Consider the following 26,148-nt stretch of genomic DNA (forward strand, 5'->3'; position numbering starts at 1 on the left):
TGGACTTCCTTTGTCTAATCAGTAAAAAGTTCCAGAAGAAAATGAATCAATCTCCGCTTTTTTTGCAGCTGGATCACTTTCTGTTTTTGGTTTAGCTGTTGTTTGCTTTGCCAGTTGTCACTGATTAGCCAGACGCTGGCATGCTTCAAGCCCGGGATGGCCTTGAAACCACGAAATTTCAAATGAGACAGGTTTTCAGGACTTTCGCACTCATATTCGAGATACCCCGTTACCTGTTGAGAGGTGGTGCTTTGGGGATGCGGCTCAGTATTCATTGAGGGGAGTATCGCTGATTCTGAAATGAACTGCTTTTGTGTCTGTTTGCAGTCGGCATCTTCTGGTAAGACTGCCAGTGGGGTAAATTCGTTCAGTTGGTCGACCAGCGAGTGGACAGTCTTTGTGGTGATTGCGGTGACAGCTTCAGAGCTCATGGAAATGAACAGGCTGAGGGAGTTCTCTTGAAGGTTAATATCCAGTTGGATGGAGGCTGGCTCATAGGCTCTATGCAGTCGCTGTTTCGGTGCACTTTCTACAGCACCAATCGAAAGCAATGATGCAACCATAACCGGCAATAGACTTGAAAAAGCCCTTCGAACCCTTTTTCTAAAGCAGTTCATTGGCAGTTTTCCTGTAGATATTTCCCGCCAGAATCAATCAGTGCGGTATCTTTTAAAAAATTTCGGCCAATGAGTAGTTGTTGAGGGAAGTTGCTACGACTGATTAAAGAGGTATCTACAAAGCGTGTAATCTTACCCACTTTTATTGTGTTTCGGACAACCGCTCGCTCGCTGGGGGCACCTTTGTGAGTAATTATTCTGGCAACCCGGCTAACAGGCTGGTACATAGGCGTTTTCTGACCACTATCCTTGTGAATGAAATCGTAGTGAACCCAGCGGGCTCCATTTCGCTTGATATGCATTCGAATATTTCGTGCATCCAGCGCCGTTGTTGTGGCACCACTATCTACCAGTGACTCCACTTGAAGCTGGTTGATATTGACCAGGGTTGCATTTTCGAGATAGCCAAACAGCGGATGCCCGCCCACTTTACAGGGTTGGCTGCTGCCTGATGCAAAGTGCGGCATCCAAGAAAAGAAAAACAATAGACTCAGCTGTAAAAGCCGTGTCCATGGTTGAGTAGAACTATTTTGGGTTGTCTGGTCCATTTAGCTAATGCCAGCTTCACTTGGTTCAGCATTTATCACAAATCTATCGGCTATAAAGGAAATGGTTTGATAGGTCGCTGTCCTTCAGGCGGTCGTGTTTCTGATGCTCTGCTCCACCTCTCATGGTCAAGACATATTCTGTTCAACACGGTTTGTCTATTTGAGTGCATTCGTAGTTAAATACAGACTTTTAATTTCCGCTGCGACTGAGAAATGAACAAGCTCCCCTGCTTCAAGGCATACGATATCCGTGGCCGCCTGCCGGATGAACTTAATGAAGATATTGCTTACCGCATAGGCAGAGCCTATGGCGAGTACCTTAAACCGAAGGATGTTGTGGTGGGTGGTGATATCCGCCTGACCAGTGAGGAACTCAAACACGCCTTGTCTGAGGGCCTGCGTGATGCTGGGGTCAATGTTCTGGATATTGGCCTGTCTGGCACGGAAGAGATCTACTTTGCCACATTCCATCTGGGAGTTGATGGCGGTGTTCAGGTGACGGCCAGTCATAACCCGATTGACTACAACGGTATGAAACTGGTGCAAGCCGGTGCGCAGCCCATCAGTGGTGATAATGGTTTGAGGGAAATTCAGCAGCTGGCAGAAGAGAACCGGTTTGCGGAACCTGTGGTAAAGCGAGGTGACTATCAGAAGGTCTCTGTTCTGAATGATTATGTCAGCCACGTTCTGAGCTATATCCAGACTGACAGCCTCAAGCCGCTGAAGCTGGTGGTCAATGCTGGTAATGGGGCCGCAGGGCATGTGGTGGATGCTATTGAGGAACGATTCCAGGCCGCGGGTGTGCCAGTGGAGTTTGTTAAAGTCCTCCATGAGCCGGATGGTAATTTCCCCCATGGTATCCCTAATCCATTACTGCCAGAATGCCGTCAGACTACTGCGGATGCTGTTCTGGAGCATCAGGCTGATATGGGGATTGCCTGGGATGGCGACTTTGATCGCTGCTTTTTGTTTGATGAGCAGGGGCAGTTTATTGAAGGGTATTACATCGTCGGGTTATTGGGGGAGGCATTCCTTGCGCATAATCCAGGGGCAAAAATCATCCATGACCCCAGACTGACATGGAACACCATCGATCAGGTCAAAGCAGCGGGTGGAGAGCCTGTCCTGTGTAAAACCGGCCATGCCTTTATCAAGCAACGGATGCGTCAGGAAGATGCGGTTTATGGCGGTGAGATGAGTGCGCACCATTATTTCCGTGACTTTGCCTATTGTGACTCCGGTATGATTCCCTGGCTGCTGGTTGCTGAGTTGATGTCCAGAAAGGAGCAGCCCTTGTCAGCGCTGGTCAGTGAGCGTATCGCCATGTTCCCATCTTCTGGTGAAATAAACAGCAAGTTGACCGATCCCCAGGCTGCTATCGATCGAGTGCTGGCACACTATCAGCAAGATGCGCTGGAAGTCGATAACACCGATGGCATCTCTCTGGACATGGGGCAGTGGCGCTTTAATCTGCGTCTTTCCAATACCGAGCCGGTGATTCGTCTGAATGTAGAAAGTCGTGGAGATGAGGCGTTGATGCAGGAAAAAACTGCAGAATTGCTGAAGATGATTCGCGACTGACATTTTTCAAGGGACTGTTGCTTGAAGGCAGTCTCTTACTTTGAGTTGGATAAATAAAGAGCCTTAAATGCTTAAAAAATGCCTTTTTCCAGCAGCAGGCTATGGAACCCGCTTCCTGCCAGCCACCAAGTCCATGCCCAAAGAGATGATGCCAATCGTCAGTAAACCACTGATTGAGTATGGCGTTGAAGAGGCGCTGCAGGCCGGTATGTCGGATATCTGCATTGTGACGGGTCGGGGCAAGCGCTCGCTGGAAGATCACTTTGATGTGAACTATGAGCTGGAGCATCAGATTTCCGGTACAGACAAGGAAAACCTGCTGTCCGATATCCGCAGTGTGATTGATCAGTGCACCTTCTCTTACACTCGTCAGCGTGAGATGAAGGGGCTTGGCCATGCAGTGCTGACCGGACAGACGCTGATTGGCGACCAGCCATTTGGTATGGTGCTGGCGGATGACCTCTGTATCAATCTGGGCGGCCCTGGTGTTCTGGCTCAGATGGCACAACTCTATAAGCAGTTTCGTTGCAGCATTGTTGCGGTTCAGGAAGTACCAGAAGATGAAGTGCATAAATATGGAGTTATCTCTGGCCAGTACATTTCAGAAGACCTGATCCGTGTTGAGAATATGGTTGAAAAACCCGCCAAAGAGGATGCGCCCAGCAATCTCGCAATCATTGGTCGCTATATTCTGACACCAGATATCTTTGATCTGATTCATGATACCCAGCCTGGAAAAGGGGGAGAGATTCAGATTACCGATGCCCTGATGGCGCAGGCTCAGCGTGGCTGTGTCATGGCGTATAAGTTCAAGGGTGAGCGTTTTGATTGTGGCAGTATTGAAGGCTTTATTGAGGCGACAAACTACTGTTACGATAATCTTTACACTTAATAAGTAACAAAGCCGGCTTAAAACTGAAGTCGGTTTTTTTAAGTCTAAGTTTCATATCTGCTTGTTTTTACCCTGTCATCAGTTAGTGGTGCCGTCTCTGTTTCTATTGATCTATGGCTCTTCTCTCTTCTTAAACTATATTCCGATTCGCCTTTTCTTAAATAATAAAATCAACATTCGAGGACGTTTTAGTGATCAATGATAATGTGGGAGCGCAACCTGCAGCTATCGTTCAAAACACTGAATATGAACGGCAAAGCGCTAGAACTATTCGTCAGGATGGAGTTGATAGGGCTGGCAGATCAGTTTTTTGTCAGAGTTGTTTAGGTCTTTTTTTTGATGAGCAGCAGGAAAAAGAAGGTGTTTTCGTTAACTTATCAATATATGGAAGGACCGTTAGTTTTTTAAGAGGTATTTTGCCAATACCTCTCAGTCTGGGGTGGCCTCTTCTGAAATTTGCTGGTGAGTGTTGGTTTGTTGCTAAGCAGACTCTTCCTGATGGCGTTGCAGTGCTCTCACTGGTGTCCGCCGATTCTGCTGGTAAAGGGAGGGAAGGGTACGTAGATATTCGAAGCATCTCCTGTTCTCACCCTAACATTGATGTTGGCAATGAAATACGTTTGCTTATAGATAATAAAATGTCTTTTTGTAACTATTCAGCACCCAGCAAAGGCGTATTGTTGTAATTTCGAACCGCTTTAAGAAGCGCCTGAAATATGTTCAACCCCTGCTTTTTAGCAGATGATAAATAGCTTCGGATTCGGGTAAACATGGTACCTCCGTCTTCGCTTCTGAAGCAGCCTGAGATCTTCTGCTTAAGTTTGGCCATCCTGGCATCACGTTCACTGCCATTGTTATCGAAGGGAATTGAAAAGTCCGACATGAAGCGCAACGTTTCAACCTTAAACTCAATAAGCCTTTTGAACAGGTTGTAGGCCTTGGTATTCCTGACCTTCTTACGTCCAAGCACCTGTCGTTGTTTTTCCATATAAGCGGTTTCCTTCGTGAGAGCCCTTTGAAGGATTTGGTCGTATATCGTCTCAATGCGAAGCTGTATTGCACCAGGCATTTGAGTCAGACCGGCTGCTTTGTATTTCTTGCAGAAGTGCCAGGAGAGCGTAAGCAATTTCATCAGCCGCAGAGCCAGCTTATTCGCATCCCTATCGACAACTCCCTGAAGCTCTCTCAGATGATGGGCATTACAAAGCACATGCACTGCCGCATAGGCAAAGTAGGACTTCCAATGATCGTGAACCAGAATGCCTGCAAAAGTCAGCAGGATGCCCATTGCATCCATTGCTTCACAACCTCGCCTTTCTGAGAGGTAGTAAAGCGTCCATTGGTCATCTCGCATAATGTGTAACCACCACAGTGAACCGTCAACCCGCATGCCAGTTTCATCCGCTCCTGCAACCGGACTTTCTTGTAAAGCATCGCGGATACTCTGCTCAGTAGAGGCCAGGTTCTCATGGGTATAGGCAACAAAATTGGCAACAGAGCCTGCGCTGACACTCATGCAATAAATAGTATTGAAATACTCAGACACCCGGTGATATGGGATGAAGTGATACTGGTTTAAATGAACAGCCATTGCCTGAGTCACTTCTCCGTATTGAGCAGCGGCTTTCACTCCTTGGGGAAACTCAGCGGTGTTCCGTTTACCACAAGGACATACTTTAACGTCTGCCCAGTACGCGGTAACTTCAAATTCTCCGGGTCTACCTGGATCAAAAACCTGTCGCTCAATGTATTTGGTGGGTTTAATATCGATAAGCGAAGACTGGCAACAGCAACATTTTTCAACCTTCAGATGCCTGACATAATCGGGTAAGGCGACACGTCTCAAACAAGAGCCTTGATGACCTTTCTGGCCACCTGGTTTATTGCCTGAAGATGGTCTAAGGCTTTTGGGGTTCGGTGTTTCCTGTGAGGAGCAGGGGGCTTCTTTGGAAGATGTATCACCTTTATCACTCCCTTTTTTACTGGGCTTTTGATAACCATCTGACGATGGTGGCTTACTACTGTTTTGACTGTTTTTATTAACCCTTTCTTCCAGTTCGCTGCAACGTTCCCGTAAAAGCGCATTCTCGGTCCGAAGCTCTTCATTCTCTTTAAGGAGAGCTTCGGTAAACGGAGTAGCTGGGAAGTCTGGTTCCATACTGGAGATTTGTTAGAAAAATTGAGTATAAGATGATGGTCGAAAAATCAGAAAATTCCAGATTTATATGAAGGGTGCTGAATAGTTACGTCTTTTTTAATAAACGATAATGAGGCCAACTCGGGTTTGGGAGATGCCTTGCAGAAAGCGGGCATCGTTCATTTGATTGGTAAGCCAATAGACTCTTTGGCCAGCGAACGGTTATGTATAGTTAGTTTGGTTGAGGCGGTTCGGGTACCACCGGTCGAAGAGTTGCTGAATCCATTTGTTGCGAGAGAGGTTGAGTAGGCAAACGTCATTCTACACTGCCTTTGCGGGTAGAATGGCGTTTGGTTCATGTTGATGATGTGAGGTTCAAAAGCTACGTGCAACCGCAAAGTCCGCAAGGTCTACCATAGCACTGCGGTATTCACCTTCAGGAAGCAGGCTCAGGCAGCGTTTGGCTTTGGCCGCGTATTCCTGTGCCTTGGCTGCAGTGTACTTCAGTGCGCCACAGCTGCGAACGGCTTCCACAACGGCTTCAATGTTTTCCCGTCCACCCTGCTCAATGGCTTCCCTTACGAGCGATTTTTGTGCGCTGGTACCATGTTTCAGGGTATAAATCAGTGGCAATGTCGGTTTGCCTTCGGCCAGGTCATCCCCAAGGTTTTTACCCATGGTTTCGGCGTCGCCTTCATAGTCCAGCAGGTCATCCACCAGCTGAAAGGCAACTCCAAGGTAATTACCATAGTTGGCCATATCATTTTCCAGTTCCGGACTGGCTTTGCTCAGCACAGCAGCCGTCTGGCTGGAGGCCTGGAACAGCATGGCAGTTTTGCAGCGAATAACTTCCATGTAGCCATCTTCAGTGACATCCGCATCATGGATGTTCATCAGCTGCATGACCTCGCCTTCGGCAATGACATTGGTGGCATCCGCAAGAATGTGGAGCAGCTTGAAGCTCTCAAGTCCCACCATCATCTGGAATGCACGGGAGTAGAGAAAGTCACCCACCAGAACACTGGGCGCGTTGCCCCACAGAGCATTGGCAGTGTCTCTGCCACGACGGAGGTCCGACTGATCGACGACATCATCATGGAGCAGGGTTGCGGTGTGCAGGAATTCAATAATGGCCGCCAGTGGCACATGATTGTAGTCGTTATAACCACAGGCCCGGGCGGTCAGCAGTACCAGCAATGGGCGCAGCCGTTTGCCACCGGACTTAATGATGTATTCACCGATTTTGCTGACCAGGGCAACGTCAGAGTGCAACTGCTCATGGATGCACTCGTTCACCCTGCGGAAATCGTCATGGACTGCGGTCTGAAAAGAGGCTTGTTGTCTGTCCGGCATTTGGCTTATTTGGTGGGGCGAAATGAGGCATCGTATTTAGTGCTACTGCAACTGTCAATAGCAGCCTGTGATGAAGGCACTAATACAGAGCCTTTGCGCGGTGCTTACTTATTTCTGAGAAGTAAGCTGCAGGCCTTTTGAGACCTCTTACCGGGCTGTGCAGGATAAAATGCCAACAGGTCTTGCCAGTGGGGCTGGACTCCCTTAAAATTTGCGCCCCTATCTGAGAATCCGGTGCGGTGTGCCGTTTTGTCATGGATGCTGGTAGAGGCTGGTTTCAGCTGTCCTTCAGCTCATGAGGTGCCGCCCATCCCTGATGGTGCCTGCAAGGCCATAATGGCCGGTTCAGCCCGCAGGAGCCGTCAGCTTCAACAAGGAGCTTCAGCTTCATAAGAAGTGGTTTTTAGATAGCTAAAAAATTCCGCTATGCCTTTCCAGGGCAGACGGATGCCTTTGACAAAGAGGCTCTTAAGGATTTTCGGAGATCAAATCATGTACGCAGTTATCAGAACTGGTGGTAAGCAGTACCGCGTTACCGAAGGAGAAATCCTGAAGGTAGAAAAACTGAGCAACGCCGCTGGCGAAAGCCTGGAAATCAACGACGTTCTGCTGATCGCCAATGGCGAAGAGCTGAAAGTTGGTGCTCCAGTGGTTGAAGGTGCCAAGGTTACTGCTGAAGTTGTCAGCCACGGCCGTGGTCCAAAAATCAAGATCATCAAGTTCAAGCGTCGTAAGCATCACCGCAAGCAGATGGGCCATCGTCAGTGGTTCACTGAGCTGAAGATCACCGGAATTGCCGGTTAATTATTGCTGATGGGTCCGGTTTTCGGATCTGTTTAAGACTTCTAAGGACGGTCTCTGGTGTGGTAGCCGGCGACAGGTCCGGGATAAAAGGAGAGCAAGATGGCTCACAAAAAAGCTGGCGGTAGTACCCGCAACGGTCGCGATTCAGAAAGTAAACGCCTTGGTGTCAAGATCTTTGGTGGTCAGGCTATCCAGGCGGGTGCCATCATCGTTCGTCAGCGTGGTACCAAGTTCCACGCTGGTGCTAACGTAGGTATCGGTAAGGACCACACCCTGTTCGCCAAGACCGACGGTAAAGTCGTGTTTGAAGTGAAAGGTCCTAAAAAGCGCAAGTATGTCAGCGTAGCCGCTGCATAATGGCGTTTGGGTTGTCAGTGATTATCTGATGATTGCTGACGACTCGCCCTGAAAGCCCCGCTGTCGCGGGGCTTTTGTGTATCTAAGAGCCTGTTTGTGCCATAAAAAAGTATTGGCAGGCTCTGAAAGTGTTATACCAGACAGTGCCTACAGGTAAGCTCTGAAACTGCTCATTGTTCAGGGTTTATCTGCAGGCATTGGCAGATGACTGGTTACGCTGCAATTATTGTTGCAGGAGAGTTGCGCAATGAAGTTTGTAGATGAAGCGACAATCACGGTTCAGGCGGGTAAAGGTGGTAATGGCTGCCTGAGCTTTCGCCGTGAAAAATTTATTGAAAAAGGCGGCCCGGATGGTGGGGACGGCGGTGATGGTGGCAGCATCTATGTGATTGCTGACAACGATCTGAACACCCTTGTGGACTACCGCTACCAGAAACACTACCAGGCGCAGAATGGTGAACCGGGTCGTGGTCGTAACTGTACCGGTGCCAAAGGTGCGGATATCGAATTAAAAGTACCGGTGGGTACAACGGTTGTGGATAACGAGACCGAAGAAGTTATCTGTGACCTGACTCACGTTGGTGAGCGCGTCAAGGTCGCTCAGGGTGGCTTTCATGGCCTGGGTAATACCCGCTACAAATCCAGTGTGAACCGTGCGCCGAGACAGACCAGTCCGGGGTCTGAAGGGGAGCGTCGGGATCTTCGCCTTGAGCTTAAGGTGATTGCTGACGTCGGTCTTCTGGGTATGCCTAACGCGGGTAAATCAACATTTATTCGTGCCGTATCCCAGGCTCGTCCGAAGGTTGCTGATTATCCATTTACCACCCTCGTTCCAAATCTGGGTGTGGTGGCAGTGGATCGTCATCGTGGGTTTGTTATTGCCGACATTCCCGGTCTGATCGAGGGCGCTGCTGAAGGTGCTGGTCTCGGTATTCGCTTCCTCAAGCATCTGGCTCGCTGTCGCATCCTGCTGCATCTTGTTGATGTGGCACCTTATGATGATACCGATCCGGCTGAGTCGGCTAAGGCGATCATTCATGAGCTGGAACAGTTCAGTGAAACACTGGCTCACCGGGATCGTTGGCTGGTACTGAATAAAGTGGATTTGCTGCCGGATGATCAGCGTGAAGCCGTTTGCCAGCATATTATCAACGAGCTGAACTGGACTGGACCCGTTTACCAGACATCAGCAATTTCCGGTCTGGGTACCGAGATTCTTTGCCAGAACATCATGACCTTCATTGAAGAACGTGCTCTGGAACAAAGTGAAGATGAAGAACTGGCCAGACACGAAGAAGAGCAGCTGAGCAAGATGGAATCTGAGGCGCGTATGCGCATGCGGGAGCTGGCCGAAGAGCGTCGTGCTCGACGTGCTGCGAAAAAAGCGGCTGATAACGATGACGACGATGATGACGACGATCATGATGTCGAGGTGTTCTACGTATGAGTGAGCGCAATCGGTTACGGACAGCCCGGCGCTGGGTAATCAAAATTGGCAGTGCGCTGTTAACCAATGAAGGTCAGGGACTTGATCTTGATCGCATGGACGCCTGGGTGACCCAGATGTGCCAGCTGCGTGATCAGGGAGCGGAGGTTGTGCTGGTCTCTTCCGGTGCGGTTGCTGCAGGAATGGAGAAGCTGGGCTGGATGGAGCGGCCAACGGCGCTTCATCAGCTGCAGGCGGCAGCGGCGGTTGGTCAGGCTCGCCTGGTGCAGGCCTGGGAAGTTGGTTTTCAGAAATACGGTGTACAGCCTGCACAGGTGTTGTTGACCCACGATGACCACAGTAATCGCAGGCGTTACCTGAATGCTCGAAGCACCCTGAAAACCCTGTTGGAAATGGGTGTGGTGCCGGTCATTAATGAAAATGACACCGTTGTTACCGACGAACTCCGTTTTGGTGATAACGATACACTGGCAGCATTGGTTGCTAATCAGGTTGAGGCAGACGTTCTGGTTATTCTGACGGATCAGGATGGCCTGTTTACCGCCGACCCAAGAACCAATCCTGATGCCAAACTGATTCATGAAGTGCGTGCCCGTGATGAGTCTCTGGATGCCATGGCCGGTGGAGGCAGTGGTCGCCTGGGACGTGGTGGTATGCAAACCAAATTGCGCGCATCCCGGCAGGCGTCGGCATCCGGTGCCGCTACGGTGATTGTGGGAGGTCGTGCGGACAATGTGATTACCCGGGTTTTTGAGGGTGAAGAGCTGGGTACTTTGTTACTTCCGGACCAGGAGCCAATGGCGGCACGCAAGCAGTGGCTGCAGGGACATCTGAAAACCGCGGGTGAGCTGGTGCTCGATGCAGGCGCTGTACGAGTACTGAAAGAGCAGGGCAAGAGCCTGTTGCCCGTGGGGGTAAAAGCGCTGAGAGGAAGCTTCCAGCGTGGTGAGATGGTTACCTGTCTGGATGAAAGCGGTAATGAAGTAGCCCGTGGGCTGATCAATTACGGTGCCAGTGAAGCTGAGCGTATTATTGGTAAGCCCAGTCATCAGATTAAGGCACTGTTGGGTTATCAGCGTGAGCCTGAGTTGCTTCATCGGGATAATATGGTGTTCTCATCCTGACGGCCGTGTGCAGCTCAAGCTGATATTGGATTCAGTGCCTGGGCAGTTCAATTATTGGATTCATGCTTCAATTACTAGGCATTCGACGCTTTGTGATGTTCTGCTGGATACTGGGTAAAGGCCACATTTTTGAATGTGTTCTCGGTATGCCAGCTCGGCACTATCCCTATATGTTTTTTCAGTAGTGATTGGAACAGGGCTTTGTTTGGTGGTTCTTTCTGTTAGTTTTTTGTACTCACTATAGGGTATTCGGGGAGTCTCCCGATCGCAGGTATCTAATGGATTCATTTTGTCAGCGGTGAATTGATCATCTTCAAAGCTGTCTGGGTCAGATAAACGGTATTTATTCAGTACCTTTTCGTATTCCACTAATTTTTTTAGTGCCACTTCGTGCTTTTCGAGCACTTTGAGTGCATTGTCATGTTCTGTTAATCGCTCCAATGCTTCCTCGTATTCCTCCAGTAATTCTAATACCGTGTCATACTCTATTGCAGATTCGAGTGTTTCCTCATAATCCCTCAGCTGTTCCAAAAGCTCTTCATATTTTTCCAATGGTTCTTTACAGGCTTTCAGGGCGTCTTTGCCTTCTTTGAAAAGATTTTCAAATTGTTGGGAGAGCCTCTCAAATTCTCTGGATATGACGTGCAGTGAAACTCCGTTTTTTCTGGGATTTAGGCCTTCTTTCATAAAGGCTTCACAGGCTAGCTCGTAACCAACAGGGTCATTCTCCTGAGAGGGGATAGATATTACGGCCTTTAAAACAGGAGACCACACTTGCTGGCTGATGCCTTTTTGTTGATGCTCAGAATATATTGGAATCGGACTGGTGGTTGAGTTTTCAATGGTGTTTGTTACGGTTTCACTTACTTTAACAGGTGTAGCTATGGAAAAGTAATTTTGGAAAGGATTGTGAGCGCTCACCAGTGATACAGTCCATTTCCAGCCAATACTGATGTGGTTTGCAACATAGTTAAATACACTCCAGGGTGGAGCAATATTTTTGCTGGCAGGTATTACTCTAACTGTACGCAGGTCGTTTGATTTTGTGGTTACTGCCTTTTTCTGAATCTCCATAGCCATAGGGCTATCTTGAAATTCTAAGAGTGCGGGGCGACAGCTACTAATTCCAATTCCTTGGCACATGCCTATTCCTTGTGGCGTTTAGCTCTTCCTTTATTAATTTGTACTATGTTCCTATTTAACGGCAGGTGCATCTATGACAACGTTGTTCGTTTTACTGTCATAAATAATAAGCTGTACTGCTTTTCTTATATTGGTATATATGTATTTCTTATACCCTAACAGCACGGAATTGTAGTCAGTCTAAGGAAGGCTAAAATTGGTATTGGGTAGGGTTCTCGAGGCTGCTAAGTTGTAGAAGTTCAGACCCAATCTGGGAATTAAAATCTTGCGGGTCTGAACTTCTGTAGCTTATCTCCAGTACTCTGGCATGGGGTGAAATGTCGGTAAATTTGCCACCACTATTACAGCTGTCCTTGTAGCTGCAGGCAGGCCAAGTGAAGAGGCAGCAGCTCCTGTTAAGGCTAACGCACTGCATATACCCAAACATTTACCGATAGATGGTATGTTGTTGGATAGCGGAGAGTTAATAAATTTGCTAGCACTGATCTTCCAGTCACGGATAGAGCGTTTCATTTCCGTATGGGGGGATGAGTCAGATTTTATCGCTTTGAAAATACCAACGGTTGTACCTATGGCATAGCCAACGGTATGACCAGCAAAGCTAGCTACGAATCGACCTGGCGACATAGTGACTTCAGTGAGCCCTGACGCCATGACAGCACCCGTTTTGGCCAGATTCTTAGTTACAGACCAAGTTGATGATGCTGCAGATTGGGCGTAATCTGCTACGCCCGAAAGTATACTCATGTCAATTATCCTTATTTGTATTCATGATTAAAGAGCTCTTATCTTGCTCCAGTTACTTAATACATAACTGTTCCCTAAGGTGTTTAGCTCTTTCTTTATTAAACTGAACTATGATCCTATTTTTCGGCAGGTGTATGCCTAACATCGCTGTTAGTCTTACTGTCATAAATAATGAGCGGTCATGCTTTTCTTTTATTGGTATATGCATTTTTGGGCATAAAAAAAAACCGGCAAAAGCCGGTTTTTTTTATGTCCTGACAACGCAGAGTTGCTGTCAGCCTCAGAAAGACTTAGGCAGTAGCCAGGGCCTTGATCTGAGCGTTCAGACGGCTCTTATGACGAGCTGCCTTGTTCTTGTGGATGATGCCCTTGTCGGCCATGCGGTCGATTACAGGCACAGCTGCAGTGAAGGCAGTTTTAGCAGCTTCAACGTCTTTAGTGTCGATAGCCTTGATTACCTTCTTGATAGAAGTACGAACCATGGAACGCAGGCTGGCGTTGTGCTGGCGACGGTTTTCAGCCTGACGAGCGCGCTTGCGAGCAGAAGGAGAGTTAGCCATTTCGGTGCTCCTGGAAAATCAATTTCGTTCGGGTTGTCTCAGGGCGGCTTTGGGGCACCCTGCATGGAATAGGTTGTTTGCCGCAGTTACTGTCAATGCCCCGGGTAAGACATTGTCAGCCCATATCCCACTTTAATTTAGCTCAGGGCTGTATCCAGCTCAGGGCTATTTAGCCGCCGAACTATGCCGACTTAGGCCGGTCTTGTCAATAAGGCATACTGCCTGCAGGGCTTTGAATCTGCCGGACTGTGGCGTTTTCCGGTAGCTTGGGAGGTGGTGCTTTTTATGGGTAAATCCAACGATTTTCAGAATAAATGTGGCAATCGCTATTACCTTGGATATGATGGAGCGTTTATTCTTATGCTTTTTAATGCAATTGCAACATGAGTGATTCCGATAACAGTCCGCCATCCAATCAGCCAGAACCGAAAAAGTCCGGATTGCTGAGATCCAGCCTGGTGGTGGGGATAATGACCATGCTCTCTCGAGTACTCGGTCTGGCCAGGGATGTGGTGGTTGCTGGCTATTTTGGCTCCACAGCCTCCGCCGATGCTTTTTTTGTGGCGTTTAAAATCCCGAATTTTCTCCGCCGCCTGTTTGCTGAGGGGGCGTTTTCTCAGGCCTTTGTGCCTGTACTGTCGGAATATCGCTCCCAGAGAAGCTTTGGCGATGTCCGCGAACTGGTCAGCCGAGTCAGCGGAACCTTGGCCGGTACATTGTTGCTGGTAACGGTTATGGGTGTTCTGGCAGCTCCTATATTGATCCGGCTGTTTGCGCCGGGCTTTATCAATGAACCTGAGAAGCTGGCGCTTGCCGGTGAAATGCTGCGGATTACTTTTCCCTACCTGTTGTTAATTTCCCTGACGGCACTGGCAGGCTCAATCCTGAATACCTATGGCCGGTTTGCGGTGCCGGCATTCACTCCAGTACTGCTCAACCTGAGCTTGATTGGCTCAACGCTCTTGCTAACGCCTTATTTTGATGAACCGGTCATGGCGCTGGCCTGGGGGGTGGCGATTGCGGGTATTTCCCAGCTGTTATTGCAGATTCCATTTCTATTGCAGGTTCGTCTTTTGCCCATGCCCAAATGGGGGCCTCGGCATGAGGGCAGTCGAAGAATCATGAAACTGATGGTGCCAGCGTTGTTCGGGGTTTCTGTCAGTCAGATCAATCTGCTACTTGATACTGTGCTGGCCTCTTTCCTGCAAACCGGGAGTGTCTCCTGGCTTTATTACTCTGATCGCTTATCCGAGCTGCCTTTGGGGGTGTTTGGTATCGCCATTGCCACAGTGATTCTGCCCAGTCTTTCTACTAAGCATGCAGAAGCAGATGGTACGCACTTCTCCAGAACGCTGGATTGGGCGATTCGTCTGGTATTGCTGATTGGCGTACCAGCGGCTGTTGCGCTTTTTATACTGGCGGGGCCATTAATCGCGACCCTGTTTGATTATGGTGAGATGACCGACCGTGATGTGTTGATGTCAGCCATGAGTCTGAAAGCCTATTCCCTGGGTTTGATTGCTTTCATGCTGATCAAAGTGCTGGCACCTGGTTATTTTGCCCGGCAGGACACTAAAACACCGGTAAAAATTGCCATTAAGGCGATGGTGGCCAATATGGTGTTTAACCTGATTCTGGTATTCCCGCTTCAGCATGCGGGCCTGGCACTGGCGACAACGATGTCTGCCTTCCTGAATGCTGGTTTGCTTTATCGTGGTTTGAAACAGTCTGAGGTTTATCAGCCTGCAAAAGGTTGGCTGCTTTATTTTGCACGGCTGTCCGCTGCGAACCTGGCCATGGCAGCAACACTGATCTGGCTATCGGCAGATATTGAGAAATGGCTGGCTTGGTCTCTATGGGAGCGGGCATCCCAGACCGGCCTGCTGGTCCTGTCCGGGATAGTGGTTTACCTTATTGTGCTATTGAGCAGTGGTGTCAGGCCCAGACACTTCAGGCATTAAATACTTTTTTGTGAATGTGCTCTAGCCGTATATAGCGACTAGAGTTTGCATTGATATAACACTGAAAATATGAATATTCAGCCTGTGTTGGAGTGATTTAATTGACCTTTCATTACTTACTCCACCTGTTTTCATCCTTAATACCACCCATTACGATAGGCAGAGTGTTGTTTGGGGATCGCTCCTGTCGCTTTGCTAAGTAGCTGGCCATATGGAATCGAATATTTCTGGGTGAGTGGATAGTTACTATGCAAGGCACAACGGTGGGAGCATAGCCGTAGCTATGTGACCAAAGTTGTATCGCTTCAGGGTGACTAACCACTTACTCAGAAAATAGGGTTTCATATGGTTAGTTACTTATAGTTAAAGAAATATTTCAGACCACTGTTTATTTGTATAAATCTGTCCGTTAGTTCATCAGTCTCTGCTTTTTCTGAGCAGTAAACTGACAGGCTATATTGGTGATACTCTGCCTGATCTTTCTCCATTTGTTTAAGAGCCATCATTGGACTGTCATAAGATGAGTCTTGTTGAGGGTGGGCAACGTTCTGAAACACTCGGTTATCCATTATTTCAATCCTTTACCTTATCCAGTTGTATAAGAGTTTTGGTGAGAAATGAAAGGTTAGATTGTAGATGCTGATTTAATTGGTAGTGGTGAATCTGTAGCTTCTCTGGTTGTTAATGCACTCAGTTAGATTTTATTCTCATGGATAATCAGCAGACTTGATGTTTTTAGATTTAACTGCTTTTCCTGTTAATCTTTTTTAATCTTGGCTTTGAGGGGTAGTTGTTGTTTAACCTGTTGGTACTTACTAATTAACTGGGTCAGGTCAGTTGTGCAAAATCCCCCAGGCTCATCATTATGTTTGTTAAATTGATTTCTATGCTTCGAGAAGTCATTTTTCAGTTGAAGCATTAACGCTCTTTCACGGAAAGCCGGAGTTTCTTGCTCGGGGGCTGAGGTTTTCCTGTGGAGTTCCAGTGCAGCGAATATATTGCTTCTATTATTCAGAGCTTCGTTGACGGGAATTGTTGTCGATAAATCCCGTTTCAGGCGATCTGCTACTTCGAGTGCGGTTATGCTGGTGTCAAATAAAAAAACAACATCTTCTCTGGATGGTATGGAGCTTAAACTACCGTTTGAATCATCTGTACTGTCCTGTGGGGGCCCCCATGCAATGTCTTTATCTATGTAGGGTGATATGACCTCAAGAGCATGTTTAAGAAGAATAGCCACTGAATTAATGGATTCTTTAGCCTGATTGAGTTTCTTTAGCTGGATAGCTTCCAGAGTTTTAATAATGTTTCTACTCTCCAGCTCACCTTTCGGAAAATAATAAGCGAGCCATTGAAGAGCCGATGATCTGTCGGGCCATAATTCGGGTAAGTCTTTAATAGCCACTTCTGTCTGCTTATGCAGAACCTGAATGTCTTTAATAGCTTTCACCAGTCTTGCCATCGCTTTATCCTGAGAGCGTAATAGATGAAGAGCGACTTCTGCATGTAGGCAAAAGCTTTGCGATGGAAGAGCTTTTCCATCCTCAAGCTCGGAGTGAATTAAAGCTAATATACATTCAGCAGGCTTTTGATGGGGGATGGTCTCAAGAAACGCTGAAAGGCTTTTGGCAGGAGGGGACTCTGAAGCTTCTTTATGAACAGGCGGTTGGGGTATTTGCTCAACAGATGATTCACTGAACCTTTCTGAGACTTCAACAGAATGTAGCTGAGTTGGAGGAGGCTGTCGTTTTGCGTTTTTCATGGCGCCCTTGAGTTGACGGGAATGTGGAATTTCCCCTATCTCGTTAGCAAACCGGTCAATTTCAGCGTCTTCGTCAGCCCTGAGCTGTTGGCTGAGTTTTTCGATTTTTTCTCTCAGAAGATGTAGGCTTTCAACGAGTTCGTCGACGTTTTCTCTAATACAATGCCCTCTCTTTTCTCTTTCTTTAAGAGCCTCATAGGCTGCTGCCAGTTTAGCCCGAGTCTTCTCAGAGCTTTTCATCGTGAAAGTGCCGCCAGACAGCTTATCGATATTGCAGGTCAGCAGTGGAACCCAGACTTCCTGAAAGCTGTTAAGCAGCTGTTGGCACTTTGCTGGCTCGTCAGGGAATGCGCTGCCTGACAGTTCATCCATTTTTGCAATAAGCCCAGATAGGTGTCTTGAAATTCTGGTGGCTTGCTCGGTGAGATCATTGATAAACCTCACCGCATTAAAGACCCTGGCCGATCGTAGCTCTCTTAAAACATCGGGAGCTATTGGGCAAAACAGATTTGAGTTTGAGATTACTCGAATAACTTCAAGATACAGTTGCTGATAGTCAGGGTTGTTGAATGTGGCATCAAGAGCATTCAGCAGAAGAGACTGGACGTTTTTTATTGTAATCAGGTATCTCATTGAAAACTCATCTTGAATAAAGCGGGTTTTTGGAGGTACAGACTGGCACCATCGAGAGATAAGTTGGATTATTCTCATATTGTCATGGTTTAACAAAGCTATGTGTGCTCGAATCATGTCAAGGTAAAGCGCTTCATGAAACTCCTGCCTGGTGCTTGATAAATGGTCATCATGCAGGTGTGAATGAAGTGTTTCAGTCATGGCAATATGACAATTAATTATTGTCATGATGTGATGGTTGCTGTCTTTCGAACCGTTGGTGGTACCGCTTAAGTAGTTTAGTAAGCAGATTTGCAGAAGATGATTGGCAACATTGACGTGGAGGTGTAAATCATCAGCAGTTACTGTGCCAGGTGGAGCGTCTTGAGCATCTGACAGGTAGGATAAGAGCTTCATTGTGAAGGTATCTTTAAGCATCTGGAAGAGAGGTAAGTAATAAAGGTATAAATACCGCTCACTGTTGAAAAAATCCGATACATTGCATCTTTCAAATTTGAGTATATTTCTGAGGTGGCTGTCGATACTCATTAAATGAGCTTTTAATGCTGGCGTTGCCAGATGGGGAACGATATAGGGTTTTAATAAGCCAGCATTCACTTTGCAAAAAACGACTTTGCCTTTTTGAGCGGGACACATTACTCGATCAATATAGATTTCAGGGGTAAGGCTGGTGGGAGGCTTTGCCTTTGATCGCTTTTTTTTCTTTGATCTGGCCGTGAAGAGGGTTTTAGCCTCCAGAAACTGCTGGCTGGTTTCTTTAAAGCTTGGAAGGTCCCCCATAAATCTGGCCAAGCTTTGTAAATGCTTTTCTTTTTGATTCCTGTCTTTCTCGGAAAAAAGAATTTCTATATCAGGATCCAGTTTTCTGACTGATGAATAATAAGGGCGATAAGAAAATGTTGCCCCGTCAACACAGGGAATAAAATCGCTGAAGTGTGAGAGTTCAGAGTCTGAGCGAAGGGGGGAAGTTTCTTGTTGTTTTGTTGCCTGAAATGTTGATAAGCGTTGGAGCAGACTTATAAGTCCGGATTCAGTAGTAAGAGGCGTTGATTGTACTGAAACCAATGGATCTATCGGAGTTTCCAAGGCTGGTTCTACATGGGATATTTCTTTAACAGTATCAGTGCTCGAACTGCTTTGTTGAATAGATGTATCTGCTGATTCAGTTTCTGTTTTCTCTGGGCTACCTAATGAAGCTTGAGGGAGAGTCTTATGCTGCTCGTCTTTTTCGGCCGTTTGAATTGATTGTAGGTCAGCTGGAATTTCTGGAGTGCATTGAAAATCCTGAGAGGAAACACTTGGGGGTATCCTGAGAGGACTAAAAGTTTGTGTCATGGCTCCTGCCGTTTGGCCTTCACAATAGAGATGGACATCAGCCATACTCATTTCAGTGCTGACAGGAGGTAAGGCCATATTTTGTTCGGAAGTACTTGCCGCTGCGAAAGCAGTGTCTCTTGAGTATTGTGGGTAGTACTGTGAGGCTTCCTCGGGGTTTTGTATATATCGGACAGGCTCAACAGGGTATGTTACAGCTTCTCTATAGGCTGGTTGGGCAATTGAATGGCCTGGCTGACACTGAAGTGAAGGAGTAAAGCCTGAGGCAGGGTAATACACCATACCATTATAAAGCCAGCCATTATGCAGAGTAGGAACGGGTAGAGAGTGAGGAGCATGATCAACCGGTGCTACCGAAGGAACTTGCTCAACCAGTGGGTAAACATTTTGCGGTTTGAAAATAAATGAAGAGGCTGGGCGGGCAGAGCTATATATAGGGATATAATTTGCTTGTTGAGCAGGGTACAAGTTACGAAAATTCCACGAAGCCTGCTCCAGACTTGAATCCATTTGGTAGGCTGTATGACTGGCCTGCCATTCGATAAGGGATGATGGCTGCTGGTTTTGGAGCATTCTTCGAAATCCATAGCTATATTGTGCAACTTGCCGAAGTTCAGTAAAGCATCTTTTGAGATGTTGTAAATTTTTCGTGCTGGCTGGAAATTGAGGCTGGTTATAACTGTTCATGGCCTGGCTCATTACTCGTGATTGATGATTTCTCCATAAATTCCTTTGCTTCTTTCCCAACTCAGTGACCCATGGAACCGGCTGGGGTATACTGCTCGGCTTCGTCGTTAAGCCAGCTTCGCCAGAATGGGCAGGCTCGGGTAAACACCGGTTGAATACAGGAAGTAAGGGAGTCTGAGCCTCTCCATGCAGTTGATCCGCGGGTTGCACAATATCAGGCCAGAACATCAGAGATGCGTGGCCACCATCGGTAATTTTGATGGTGTGCATGTGGGCCACAGAACCATTCTTGAGGCCCTGAAACAACAGGCTTTTGAGTTGGATGCCAAGGTGTGCGTTATCACCTTTGAACCCCAGCCCAGAGAGTATTTTCAGGGTGATGCTTCACCACCGAGGCTGTCCAGCCTTCGGGAGAAGCTGGCCCTACTGGCTGAAAGCCATGTTGATCAGGTGCTCTGCCTGCCTTTCAATGACCGGCTGCGCAGTCTCAGTGCTGATGATTTTGTCTTCCGTGCACTGGTCGAAGGACTGGATATTCGCTATCTGATTGTCGGTGATGACTTTCGCTATGGTTGTGACCGAAAAGGCGATTTTACTCATTTGGAAATGATGGGTGAGCGACACGGATTTGAAGTCTGTGATACCCAGACCGTATTAATGCAGCAGGGACGTATCAGCAGCACCCGCATTCGAGAGGCGCTGGCTGAAAATGAGTTTACCGAAGCGGAACATATGCTGGGCAGGCCATTTACCATGATTGGACGGGTGGTGAAGGGCCAGCAGCTGGGCAGAACCCTGGGCTTCCCGACAGCAAACATCAGGGTATGCCGTCGGCGTCTGCCTTTGCAGGGCGTGTTTGCTGTTCGTACACTGGTGGATGGCCATCGTTTTAATGCGGTTGCCAACCTGGGCATCAGGCCATCCGTATCGGGTGTCAAACCTCTGCTTGAAGTACATATGCTCGACTTCAAGGGAGATTTGTATGATCAGACCCTGCGGGTAGAATTTGTTGAAAAAATCAGGGATGAACAGAAATTTGAATCGCTTGAAGCCTTGCGGGCAGCGATTGCTAATGATATCGAATCAGCCCGCAAGATTTTTGGTGATGAATAGTCCGTAGAGATTCCGGTAAACAACTATGTCCGATTACAAGCATACATTGAATTTGCCGCAGACCGATTTTCCTATGCGCGGCAATTTGGCCCAGCGTGAGCCGGAAATGCTCAAGCGCTGGTATGACATGGATCTCTACGAAGAAATTCGCAAGATCAGCCAGGGACGGGATAAGTTTATTCTGCATGATGGCCCTCCCTATGCCAATGGTGATATCCATATTGGCCATGCCGTTAACAAGATCCTGAAAGATATTATCGTTAAAGCCAAAACATTGAGTGGCTACGATGCACCTTATGTTCCTGGCTGGGACTGCCATGGCCTGCCTATTGAGCATAAGGTTGAAGGTATGCTTGGCAAGGCGGGCGATAAGGTCGATTTCAAAACTTTCCGCAAGAAGTGCCGTGAATACGCCTCCAAGCAAGTGGATGGCCAGCGCGAAGACTTTAAACGAATGGGGGTTTTTGGCGACTGGGACAAGCCATACCTGACCATGGATTTCCAGACCGAAGCGGACATCATTCGTTCTCTCGGAAAAATTGCTGCCAATGGCCATCTGGTAAAAGGCTATAAGCCGGTTTACTGGAGTGTTGTGGGTGGCTCTGCACTGGCTGAAGCGGAAGTTGAGTATCAGGATAAAACCTCTACCCAGATTGACGTGCGTTACGCAGCGCTTGATGAAGCGGATCTGTTAAGTGCATTCACTTTTGAAAGTTCAGAAGGTGAAGGTGAGGTTGCTGTTGTTATCTGGACGACAACCCCATGGACTCTGCCATCCTCTCAGGCGGTCAGCATGGGGGGCGAGTTGGATTATGCCCTGGTGCAGTGTCAGGTCAATGGTGAGCCGGCTCGTCTCGTTCTGGCTGAAGCATTGGTGGAAAGTGCCATGCAGCGCTATGGCATTGAAGACTACACGATTATTGCTCGGGCAAAGGGTGCCGCTTTTGAAAACAAGAAAGTGGCTCACCCATTTTATGACCGTGAGCTGCCTCTGATACTGGGTGACCATGTCACCATTGATGCGGGTACCGGTAATGTTCATACGGCACCTGACCACGGTGTTGATGACTTTAATGTTGGTCGTCAATACGGTATTGGTACACTGAACTATCTGGATGATAGTGGTTACTATCGTTCCAACGTAGAACGGTTTGCTGGTGAACACGTTTATAAGGTTGACCCAAAAGTTGTTGAGGTTCTGGTTGAGAAAGGTCGACTGCTGGCTCAGGAAAAACTGACGCACAGTTACCCTCACTGCTGGCGTACCAAAACACCACTGATTTTCCGTGCGACGCCTCAGTGGTTTATCAGCATGACCAAAGAGCGTCTACTGGATACCGCCATGGAATCCCTGAAGGGGGTAGAGTTCACCCCGGATTGGGGCCGTAACCGAATGGAAGCCATGCTGGGCCAGAGCCCGGACTGGTGTATCTCCCGTCAGCGTACCTGGGGTGTACCGATTGCTCTGTTTATCCATAAAGAGACAGAAGAACTGCATCCGGATACTCAGGCACTGATCGAAAAAGTCGCGCTGAAAGTTGAGCAGGAAGGGATGGATGCCTGGTTTGATCTGGAGCCTGCTGACATGCTTTCTGCGGAAGATGCTGAGCAGTATGTCAAAGTGACCGATACCCTGGATGTCTGGTTTGACTCCGGTGTTACTCACTATTCGGTTATCGAACGGCGTGAAGCGCTGCAATTTCCTGCAGATCTCTATCTGGAAGGTTCTGACCAGCACCGCGGCTGGTTCCAGTCGTCTCTGAAAACCAGTATTGCCATGAATGGCGTGCCTCCCTACAAAGGCCTGCTGACCCATGGCTTTACCGTGGATGCCAATGGCCGGAAGATGTCCAAGTCCCTGGGCAATGTGATTGCACCCCAGAAGGTTTTCAAGTCTTTGGGGGCTGATATCCTGCGTCTCTGGGTTTCTGCGACAGACTATACCTCAGAAATGACCGTTTCTGATGATATCCTCAAGCGCACGGCAGACAGCTATCGCCGTATTCGTAATACCGCGCGCTTCCTGCTGTCCAACCTGACCGGCTTCAACCCGGAAACGGATGCGGTTGCCTGGGAAGATATGCTGTCACTGGACAAGTGGGCTGTGGATCGTACGCTGAGACTGCAGAATGAAGTTGTGGAAGCTTACAACAGCTATAACTTCCTTTCCGTATACCAGAAGGTTCACAATTTCTGCTCACTGGATCTCGGTGGTTTCTATCTGGACATCATCAAAGACCGTCAGTACACCACTCAGCAGAACAGTCTGGCCCGTCGCAGCTGTCAGACCGCGATGTACCATATCATCGAGGCCTTTGCCCGCTGGATGGCGCCAATCACCAGCTTTACCGCTGAAGAAATCTGGGAAGCGATTCCTGGCCAGCGTGGTGCTTCGGTTTTCCTGGAAACCTGGTATGAAGGACTGAACAGCCTGGAAGGTGACGAGCTGGGTCGTGAATACTGGAATACCGTTCTGGAAGTGAAGACCGCCGTTAACAAAGCGCTGGAAGATGCCCGTGTTGCTGGAACCATCGGTGGCTCTCTTGAAGCGGAAGTGACGCTGTATGCCGATGACGCGCTGACCGAGAAACTGAACCGTCTGGGTAATGAGCTGCGTTTTGTTCTGATTACCTCAGCAGCTACCGTTAAGCCATTGGCTGATGCCGGTGATGCTGCGGCTACTGAACTGGCAGGGCTTAAAGTGCAGGTAGAGAAGTCTGAGCACAAGAAGTGTGATCGCTGCTGGCATCGTCGTGAAGATGTTGGCACCATTGCGGAACACCCTGATCTTTGTGGTCGCTGTGTCGAAAACGTTGAAGGTGGTGGCGAACAGCGTCAATTTGCTTGATATTAGGGCCTGTTGACGTTTCGTTCCGAGCTCAGCGGATCAGGGCGCTCCTATGACGGGGCGCGGCATTGCAGGAAGGCTGGTTGCCTTTCAAAATGCTGCAACAAAGTCATAGGGGCGCCCTGATCCGCCCGAAGGGTGGTCCAGAAAAGCGCCATCTGCTTTGTCAGACTTGCTTGATGTAGAATAACTACACGCTGCGCAAGTCTTTCGCGCATAAGACGCTTTTCTGGGCCACTGAGCATGTAACGAAACGTCAACAGGCCCTAACTTTTGGCATAAAAAATACCCGGTCAGTACCGGGTATTTTTTTGGACAGTAGTCTATTTTATTACGTGTTATTAAACGCTTGGGTGTTGTAACTGGTTAAATTTTGATGGATTTCGGTAATTCGCACTATCCCTTGGCTGTTCAAGACACTTAGTATTTACAAGACTCACTGAATGATATGGATTTTTTTAGCAGGAACCGGCCATGCAGAGTAATACATCAGGAAAGCTTCACTGGCTCTGGCTCAGTGCAATCGTGTTCGGCCTTGATCAACTGGTAAAGTGGTGGGTTATCCAGGAGTTCTCCCTGTACCAGCAATTACAGGTGTTGCCATTCTTTTCCCTGACTCTTGCCTACAATACCGGGGCAGCATTCAGCTTTCTGGGTGATGCATCCGGTTGGCAGCGCTGGTTCCTCAGTGGTGTGGCCATTATTGTCAGCATCATGCTGGTTGGCTGGCTGAAGCAGCTTCGCTCAGGTGAAAACTGGCAGGCCTGTTCTCTGTCATTGATACTGGGCGGTGCACTGGGGAATTTGATTGACCGTCTGTTGCACGGGCATGTCACCGACTTTCTGTTGTTTTACTACAAAAACTGGTATTTTCCTGCGTTCAACCTGGCAGATACGGCCATTACCGTGGGAGCTGCCATGTTGATTCTGGATATGTTCCGGAATAACCCTTCGCCTGAAGGTAGCAGTAACGATAAATAGAAGAGCAGGAGCGAGTTACGGTGTCAGCAGTAATTGAGAAAGGCAGTAAGGTCACTCTGCATTTTTCCCTGAAGCTGGATGATGGGAGTCTGGTGGACAGTACGCCATCGGAGAAACCTGCATTTCTGACCATTGGTGATGGTAATCTCCCGGAAGGCTTTGAAGAAACACTGTACGGCCTGGCTTCTGGTGAAGACCGGGTTTCCCGGATTCCTCCGGAAAAAGCGTTTGGCATGCCAAACCCCAATAATGTGCAGCGCATTCCCAGGGGCAGCTTTGCCAGTGGGGTTGAACTGGAAGAAGGGCTGGTGATGTCCTTTTCTGATGCAGCCAACAGTGAGCTTCCCGGCGTGGTCCGGACTTTTGATGATGAAGTGGTTGAAGTTGACTTCAATCATCCTCTGTCAGGTCGACACCTGATCTTTGAGGTACAGATTCTGGATGTACAGACACCCTGAGCTATAACTAATAGCCCAGAGCTATAAAAAGTAGTGGTAGAAAAGGTTGGTGATTCCCCTATGAAAATCAAACTGGCTAATCCCCGTGGCTTTTGTGCAGGTGTGGACCGTGCCATTGAGATCGTCAACCGAGCGCTTGATGTTTTTGGTCCTCCTATTTACGTCCGTCATGAGGTGGTACATAACAAATTTGTGGTGGAAAACCTGAAGGAGCGCGGGGCAATCTTTGTCGATGAGCTGGATCAGGTGCCCGATGACGTCATCGTTATTTTCAGTGCTCATGGTGTTTCCAAAGCTGTGGAAGATGAGGCAGAGCGACGTGGCCTGAAAGTCTTTGATGCTTCCTGTCCGCTGGTCAAAAAAGTTCATATGGAAGTGGTTCGTTACTCCCGGGATGGCATGGAGTGCGTACTGATTGGTCACCATGGGCATCCTGAAGTGGAAGGCACCATGGGGCAGTATGACTCGCGAAACGGTGGAGCTATGTACCTGGTGGAGAACGAAGACGATGTCCGTGCTCTTGAGGTATCAGACCCATCCCGGTTGGCCTATGTCACCCAGACAACACTCTCCATGGATGATACGGCCAAAGTTATTGAAGCGTTGCGACTTAAGTTTCCAGAGATACAGGGACCACGGAAAGACGATATCTGCTATGCCACGCAGAACCGACAGGATGCGGTAAAAATTCTGGCAGGACAGTGTGACCTGGTATTAGTGGTCGGTTCAGTTAACAGTTCAAACTCTAACCGTCTGCGGGAGCTGGCTGAGCGTACGGGTGCTGAAGCTTATCTGGTGGACAATGCAGAAGATGTCAAACCGGAATGGCTGGTGGACAAAACTGCCATTGGTATCACAGCAGGTGCCTCGGCACCGGATATTCTGGTTCAGGGAGTTATCACACGCTTGAAAGAACTTGGCGCAGAATTACCAGAGGAGCTGGATGGCAAAGCCGAAAACATCGTCTTTACCATGCCCAAAGAACTGCGTTTGAAATCCGTTTCTGACTAGTACGGTTGGTACAACATTGAATGAAGCACACAAGAGCGGTTGCTTTGTG

General features: G+C 48.2%; 22 protein-coding genes. 13 read left to right on the plus strand and 9 right to left on the minus strand.

Annotated features, from left to right (window positions below; genetic code table 11):
* Positions 1 to 14: 14 nt before the first annotated feature.
* Together ACOCLE_RS00500 and ACOCLE_RS00505 are read right to left on the minus strand one after the other, a co-directional pair.
* Positions 15 to 551, minus strand: coding sequence for a ZrgA family zinc uptake protein (locus ACOCLE_RS00500; protein WP_419535063.1), 537 nt, complete (start codon positions 549 to 551; stop codon positions 15 to 17).
* Positions 552 to 613: 62 nt separating this feature from the next.
* Positions 614 to 1,165 (minus strand): RimK/LysX family protein, encoded by a 552-nt coding sequence (locus ACOCLE_RS00505; RefSeq protein WP_419535064.1) that lies wholly within the window; start codon positions 1,163 to 1,165, stop codon positions 614 to 616.
* Between the two features lie 213 nt (positions 1,166 to 1,378).
* On the opposite strand from ACOCLE_RS00505, the gene cpsG reads away from it, so the two are divergent.
* From cpsG to ACOCLE_RS00520, 3 genes are all read left to right on the plus strand, one after another.
* Entirely contained in the window at positions 1,379 to 2,746 is a 1,368-nt protein-coding gene (gene cpsG / locus ACOCLE_RS00510) for a phosphomannomutase CpsG (RefSeq protein ID WP_419535065.1), read from the plus strand.
* Between the two features lie 67 nt (positions 2,747 to 2,813).
* Positions 2,814 to 3,638 carry a UTP--glucose-1-phosphate uridylyltransferase GalU gene (gene galU / locus ACOCLE_RS00515; protein ID WP_419535066.1) on the plus strand — a complete coding sequence of 275 codons (825 nt, stop codon included), beginning with the start codon at positions 2,814 to 2,816 and terminating at the stop codon, positions 3,636 to 3,638.
* Positions 3,639 to 3,829: 191 nt separating this feature from the next.
* Positions 3,830 to 4,324 carry a hypothetical protein gene (locus ACOCLE_RS00520; protein WP_419535067.1) on the plus strand — a complete coding sequence of 165 codons (495 nt, stop codon included), beginning with the start codon at positions 3,830 to 3,832 and terminating at the stop codon, positions 4,322 to 4,324.
* Here the strand turns inward: ACOCLE_RS00520 and tnpC are convergent.
* Positions 4,291 to 5,796: an IS66 family transposase gene (gene tnpC / locus ACOCLE_RS00525; RefSeq protein WP_419532963.1), complete on the minus strand. Its 1,506-nt coding sequence runs from the start codon at positions 5,794 to 5,796 to the stop codon at positions 4,291 to 4,293. The genes ACOCLE_RS00520 and tnpC overlap by 34 nt on opposite strands.
* Positions 5,797 to 6,150: 354 nt before the next feature.
* Complete coding sequence (ispB, locus tag ACOCLE_RS00530) at positions 6,151 to 7,128, minus strand: octaprenyl diphosphate synthase (protein ID WP_419535068.1); 978 nt, start codon at positions 7,126 to 7,128, stop codon at positions 6,151 to 6,153.
* A gap of 492 nt (positions 7,129 to 7,620) precedes the next feature.
* On the opposite strand from ispB, the gene rplU reads away from it, so the two are divergent.
* The 4 genes from rplU to proB all read left to right on the plus strand — a co-directional run bounded on the left by rplU (position 7,621) and on the right by proB (position 10,860).
* Positions 7,621 to 7,932 carry a 50S ribosomal protein L21 gene (gene rplU / locus ACOCLE_RS00535; protein WP_066014159.1) on the plus strand — a complete coding sequence of 104 codons (312 nt, stop codon included), beginning with the start codon at positions 7,621 to 7,623 and terminating at the stop codon, positions 7,930 to 7,932.
* Between the two features lie 99 nt (positions 7,933 to 8,031).
* A complete protein-coding gene (gene rpmA, locus ACOCLE_RS00540; protein ID WP_066014158.1) occupies positions 8,032 to 8,289 on the plus strand; it encodes a 50S ribosomal protein L27 in 258 nt (85 codons plus the stop codon).
* A gap of 247 nt (positions 8,290 to 8,536) precedes the next feature.
* Positions 8,537 to 9,736 (plus strand): Obg family GTPase CgtA, encoded by a 1,200-nt coding sequence (gene cgtA, locus ACOCLE_RS00545; RefSeq protein WP_066014157.1) that lies wholly within the window; start codon positions 8,537 to 8,539, stop codon positions 9,734 to 9,736.
* Positions 9,733 to 10,860, plus strand: a complete 1,128-nt coding sequence (gene proB, locus ACOCLE_RS00550; RefSeq protein ID WP_419535069.1) for a glutamate 5-kinase — start codon at positions 9,733 to 9,735, stop codon at positions 10,858 to 10,860. The genes cgtA and proB overlap by 4 nt, the downstream gene beginning before the upstream one ends.
* Positions 10,861 to 10,920: 60 nt before the next feature.
* Here proB and ACOCLE_RS00555 read toward each other — a convergent pair whose 3' ends face one another.
* The 3 genes from ACOCLE_RS00555 to rpsT all read right to left on the minus strand — a co-directional run bounded on the left by ACOCLE_RS00555 (position 10,921) and on the right by rpsT (position 13,310).
* On the minus strand, positions 10,921 to 11,940 hold the full coding sequence (locus tag ACOCLE_RS00555) for a hypothetical protein (protein ID WP_419535070.1): 1,020 nt from the start codon (positions 11,938 to 11,940) through the stop codon (positions 10,921 to 10,923).
* A 351-nt stretch (positions 11,941 to 12,291) separates the two neighbouring features.
* Complete coding sequence (locus ACOCLE_RS00560) at positions 12,292 to 12,750, minus strand: hypothetical protein (RefSeq protein ID WP_419535071.1); 459 nt, start codon at positions 12,748 to 12,750, stop codon at positions 12,292 to 12,294.
* A 290-nt stretch (positions 12,751 to 13,040) separates the two neighbouring features.
* The gene (gene rpsT / locus ACOCLE_RS00565; protein ID WP_419535072.1) at positions 13,041 to 13,310 is read right to left on the minus strand and encodes a 30S ribosomal protein S20; all 270 of its coding nucleotides are present in this window, start codon (positions 13,308 to 13,310) and stop codon (positions 13,041 to 13,043) included.
* Between the two features lie 383 nt (positions 13,311 to 13,693).
* On the opposite strand from rpsT, the gene murJ reads away from it, so the two are divergent.
* On the plus strand, positions 13,694 to 15,271 hold the full coding sequence (murJ, locus tag ACOCLE_RS00570) for a murein biosynthesis integral membrane protein MurJ (protein WP_419535073.1): 1,578 nt from the start codon (positions 13,694 to 13,696) through the stop codon (positions 15,269 to 15,271).
* Positions 15,272 to 15,624: 353 nt separating this feature from the next.
* On the opposite strand, the gene ACOCLE_RS00575 is transcribed toward murJ, so the two are convergent.
* Both ACOCLE_RS00575 and ACOCLE_RS00580 read right to left on the minus strand, forming a co-directional pair.
* A complete protein-coding gene (locus ACOCLE_RS00575) occupies positions 15,625 to 15,840 on the minus strand; it encodes a hypothetical protein (protein ID WP_419535074.1) in 216 nt (71 codons plus the stop codon).
* Between the two features lie 188 nt (positions 15,841 to 16,028).
* The gene (locus tag ACOCLE_RS00580) at positions 16,029 to 19,700 is read right to left on the minus strand and encodes a hypothetical protein (protein ID WP_419535075.1); all 3,672 of its coding nucleotides are present in this window, start codon (positions 19,698 to 19,700) and stop codon (positions 16,029 to 16,031) included.
* 174 nt (positions 19,701 to 19,874) lie between these two features.
* Between ACOCLE_RS00580 and ribF the strand changes: the two genes are divergently transcribed.
* From ribF to ispH, 5 genes are all read left to right on the plus strand, one after another.
* Positions 19,875 to 20,801, plus strand: coding sequence for a bifunctional riboflavin kinase/FAD synthetase (gene ribF, locus ACOCLE_RS00585; RefSeq protein ID WP_419535076.1), 927 nt, complete (start codon positions 19,875 to 19,877; stop codon positions 20,799 to 20,801).
* 25 nt (positions 20,802 to 20,826) lie between these two features.
* The gene (gene ileS, locus ACOCLE_RS00590; RefSeq protein WP_419535077.1) at positions 20,827 to 23,649 is read left to right on the plus strand and encodes an isoleucine--tRNA ligase; all 2,823 of its coding nucleotides are present in this window, start codon (positions 20,827 to 20,829) and stop codon (positions 23,647 to 23,649) included.
* Positions 23,650 to 24,123: 474 nt separating this feature from the next.
* Complete coding sequence (lspA, locus tag ACOCLE_RS00595; protein ID WP_066016485.1) at positions 24,124 to 24,630, plus strand: signal peptidase II; 507 nt, start codon at positions 24,124 to 24,126, stop codon at positions 24,628 to 24,630.
* Positions 24,631 to 24,650: 20 nt separating this feature from the next.
* Positions 24,651 to 25,088 carry an FKBP-type peptidyl-prolyl cis-trans isomerase gene (gene fkpB / locus ACOCLE_RS00600; RefSeq protein ID WP_419535078.1) on the plus strand — a complete coding sequence of 146 codons (438 nt, stop codon included), beginning with the start codon at positions 24,651 to 24,653 and terminating at the stop codon, positions 25,086 to 25,088.
* Positions 25,089 to 25,148: 60 nt separating this feature from the next.
* Entirely contained in the window at positions 25,149 to 26,099 is a 951-nt protein-coding gene (gene ispH / locus ACOCLE_RS00605; RefSeq protein ID WP_419535079.1) for a 4-hydroxy-3-methylbut-2-enyl diphosphate reductase, read from the plus strand.
* Positions 26,100 to 26,148: the final 49 nt, after the last annotated feature.

Origin of the sequence: Endozoicomonas sp., assembly GCF_965196975.1 — a bacterium.
Classification (GTDB): Bacteria; Pseudomonadota; Gammaproteobacteria; order Pseudomonadales; family Endozoicomonadaceae; genus Endozoicomonas.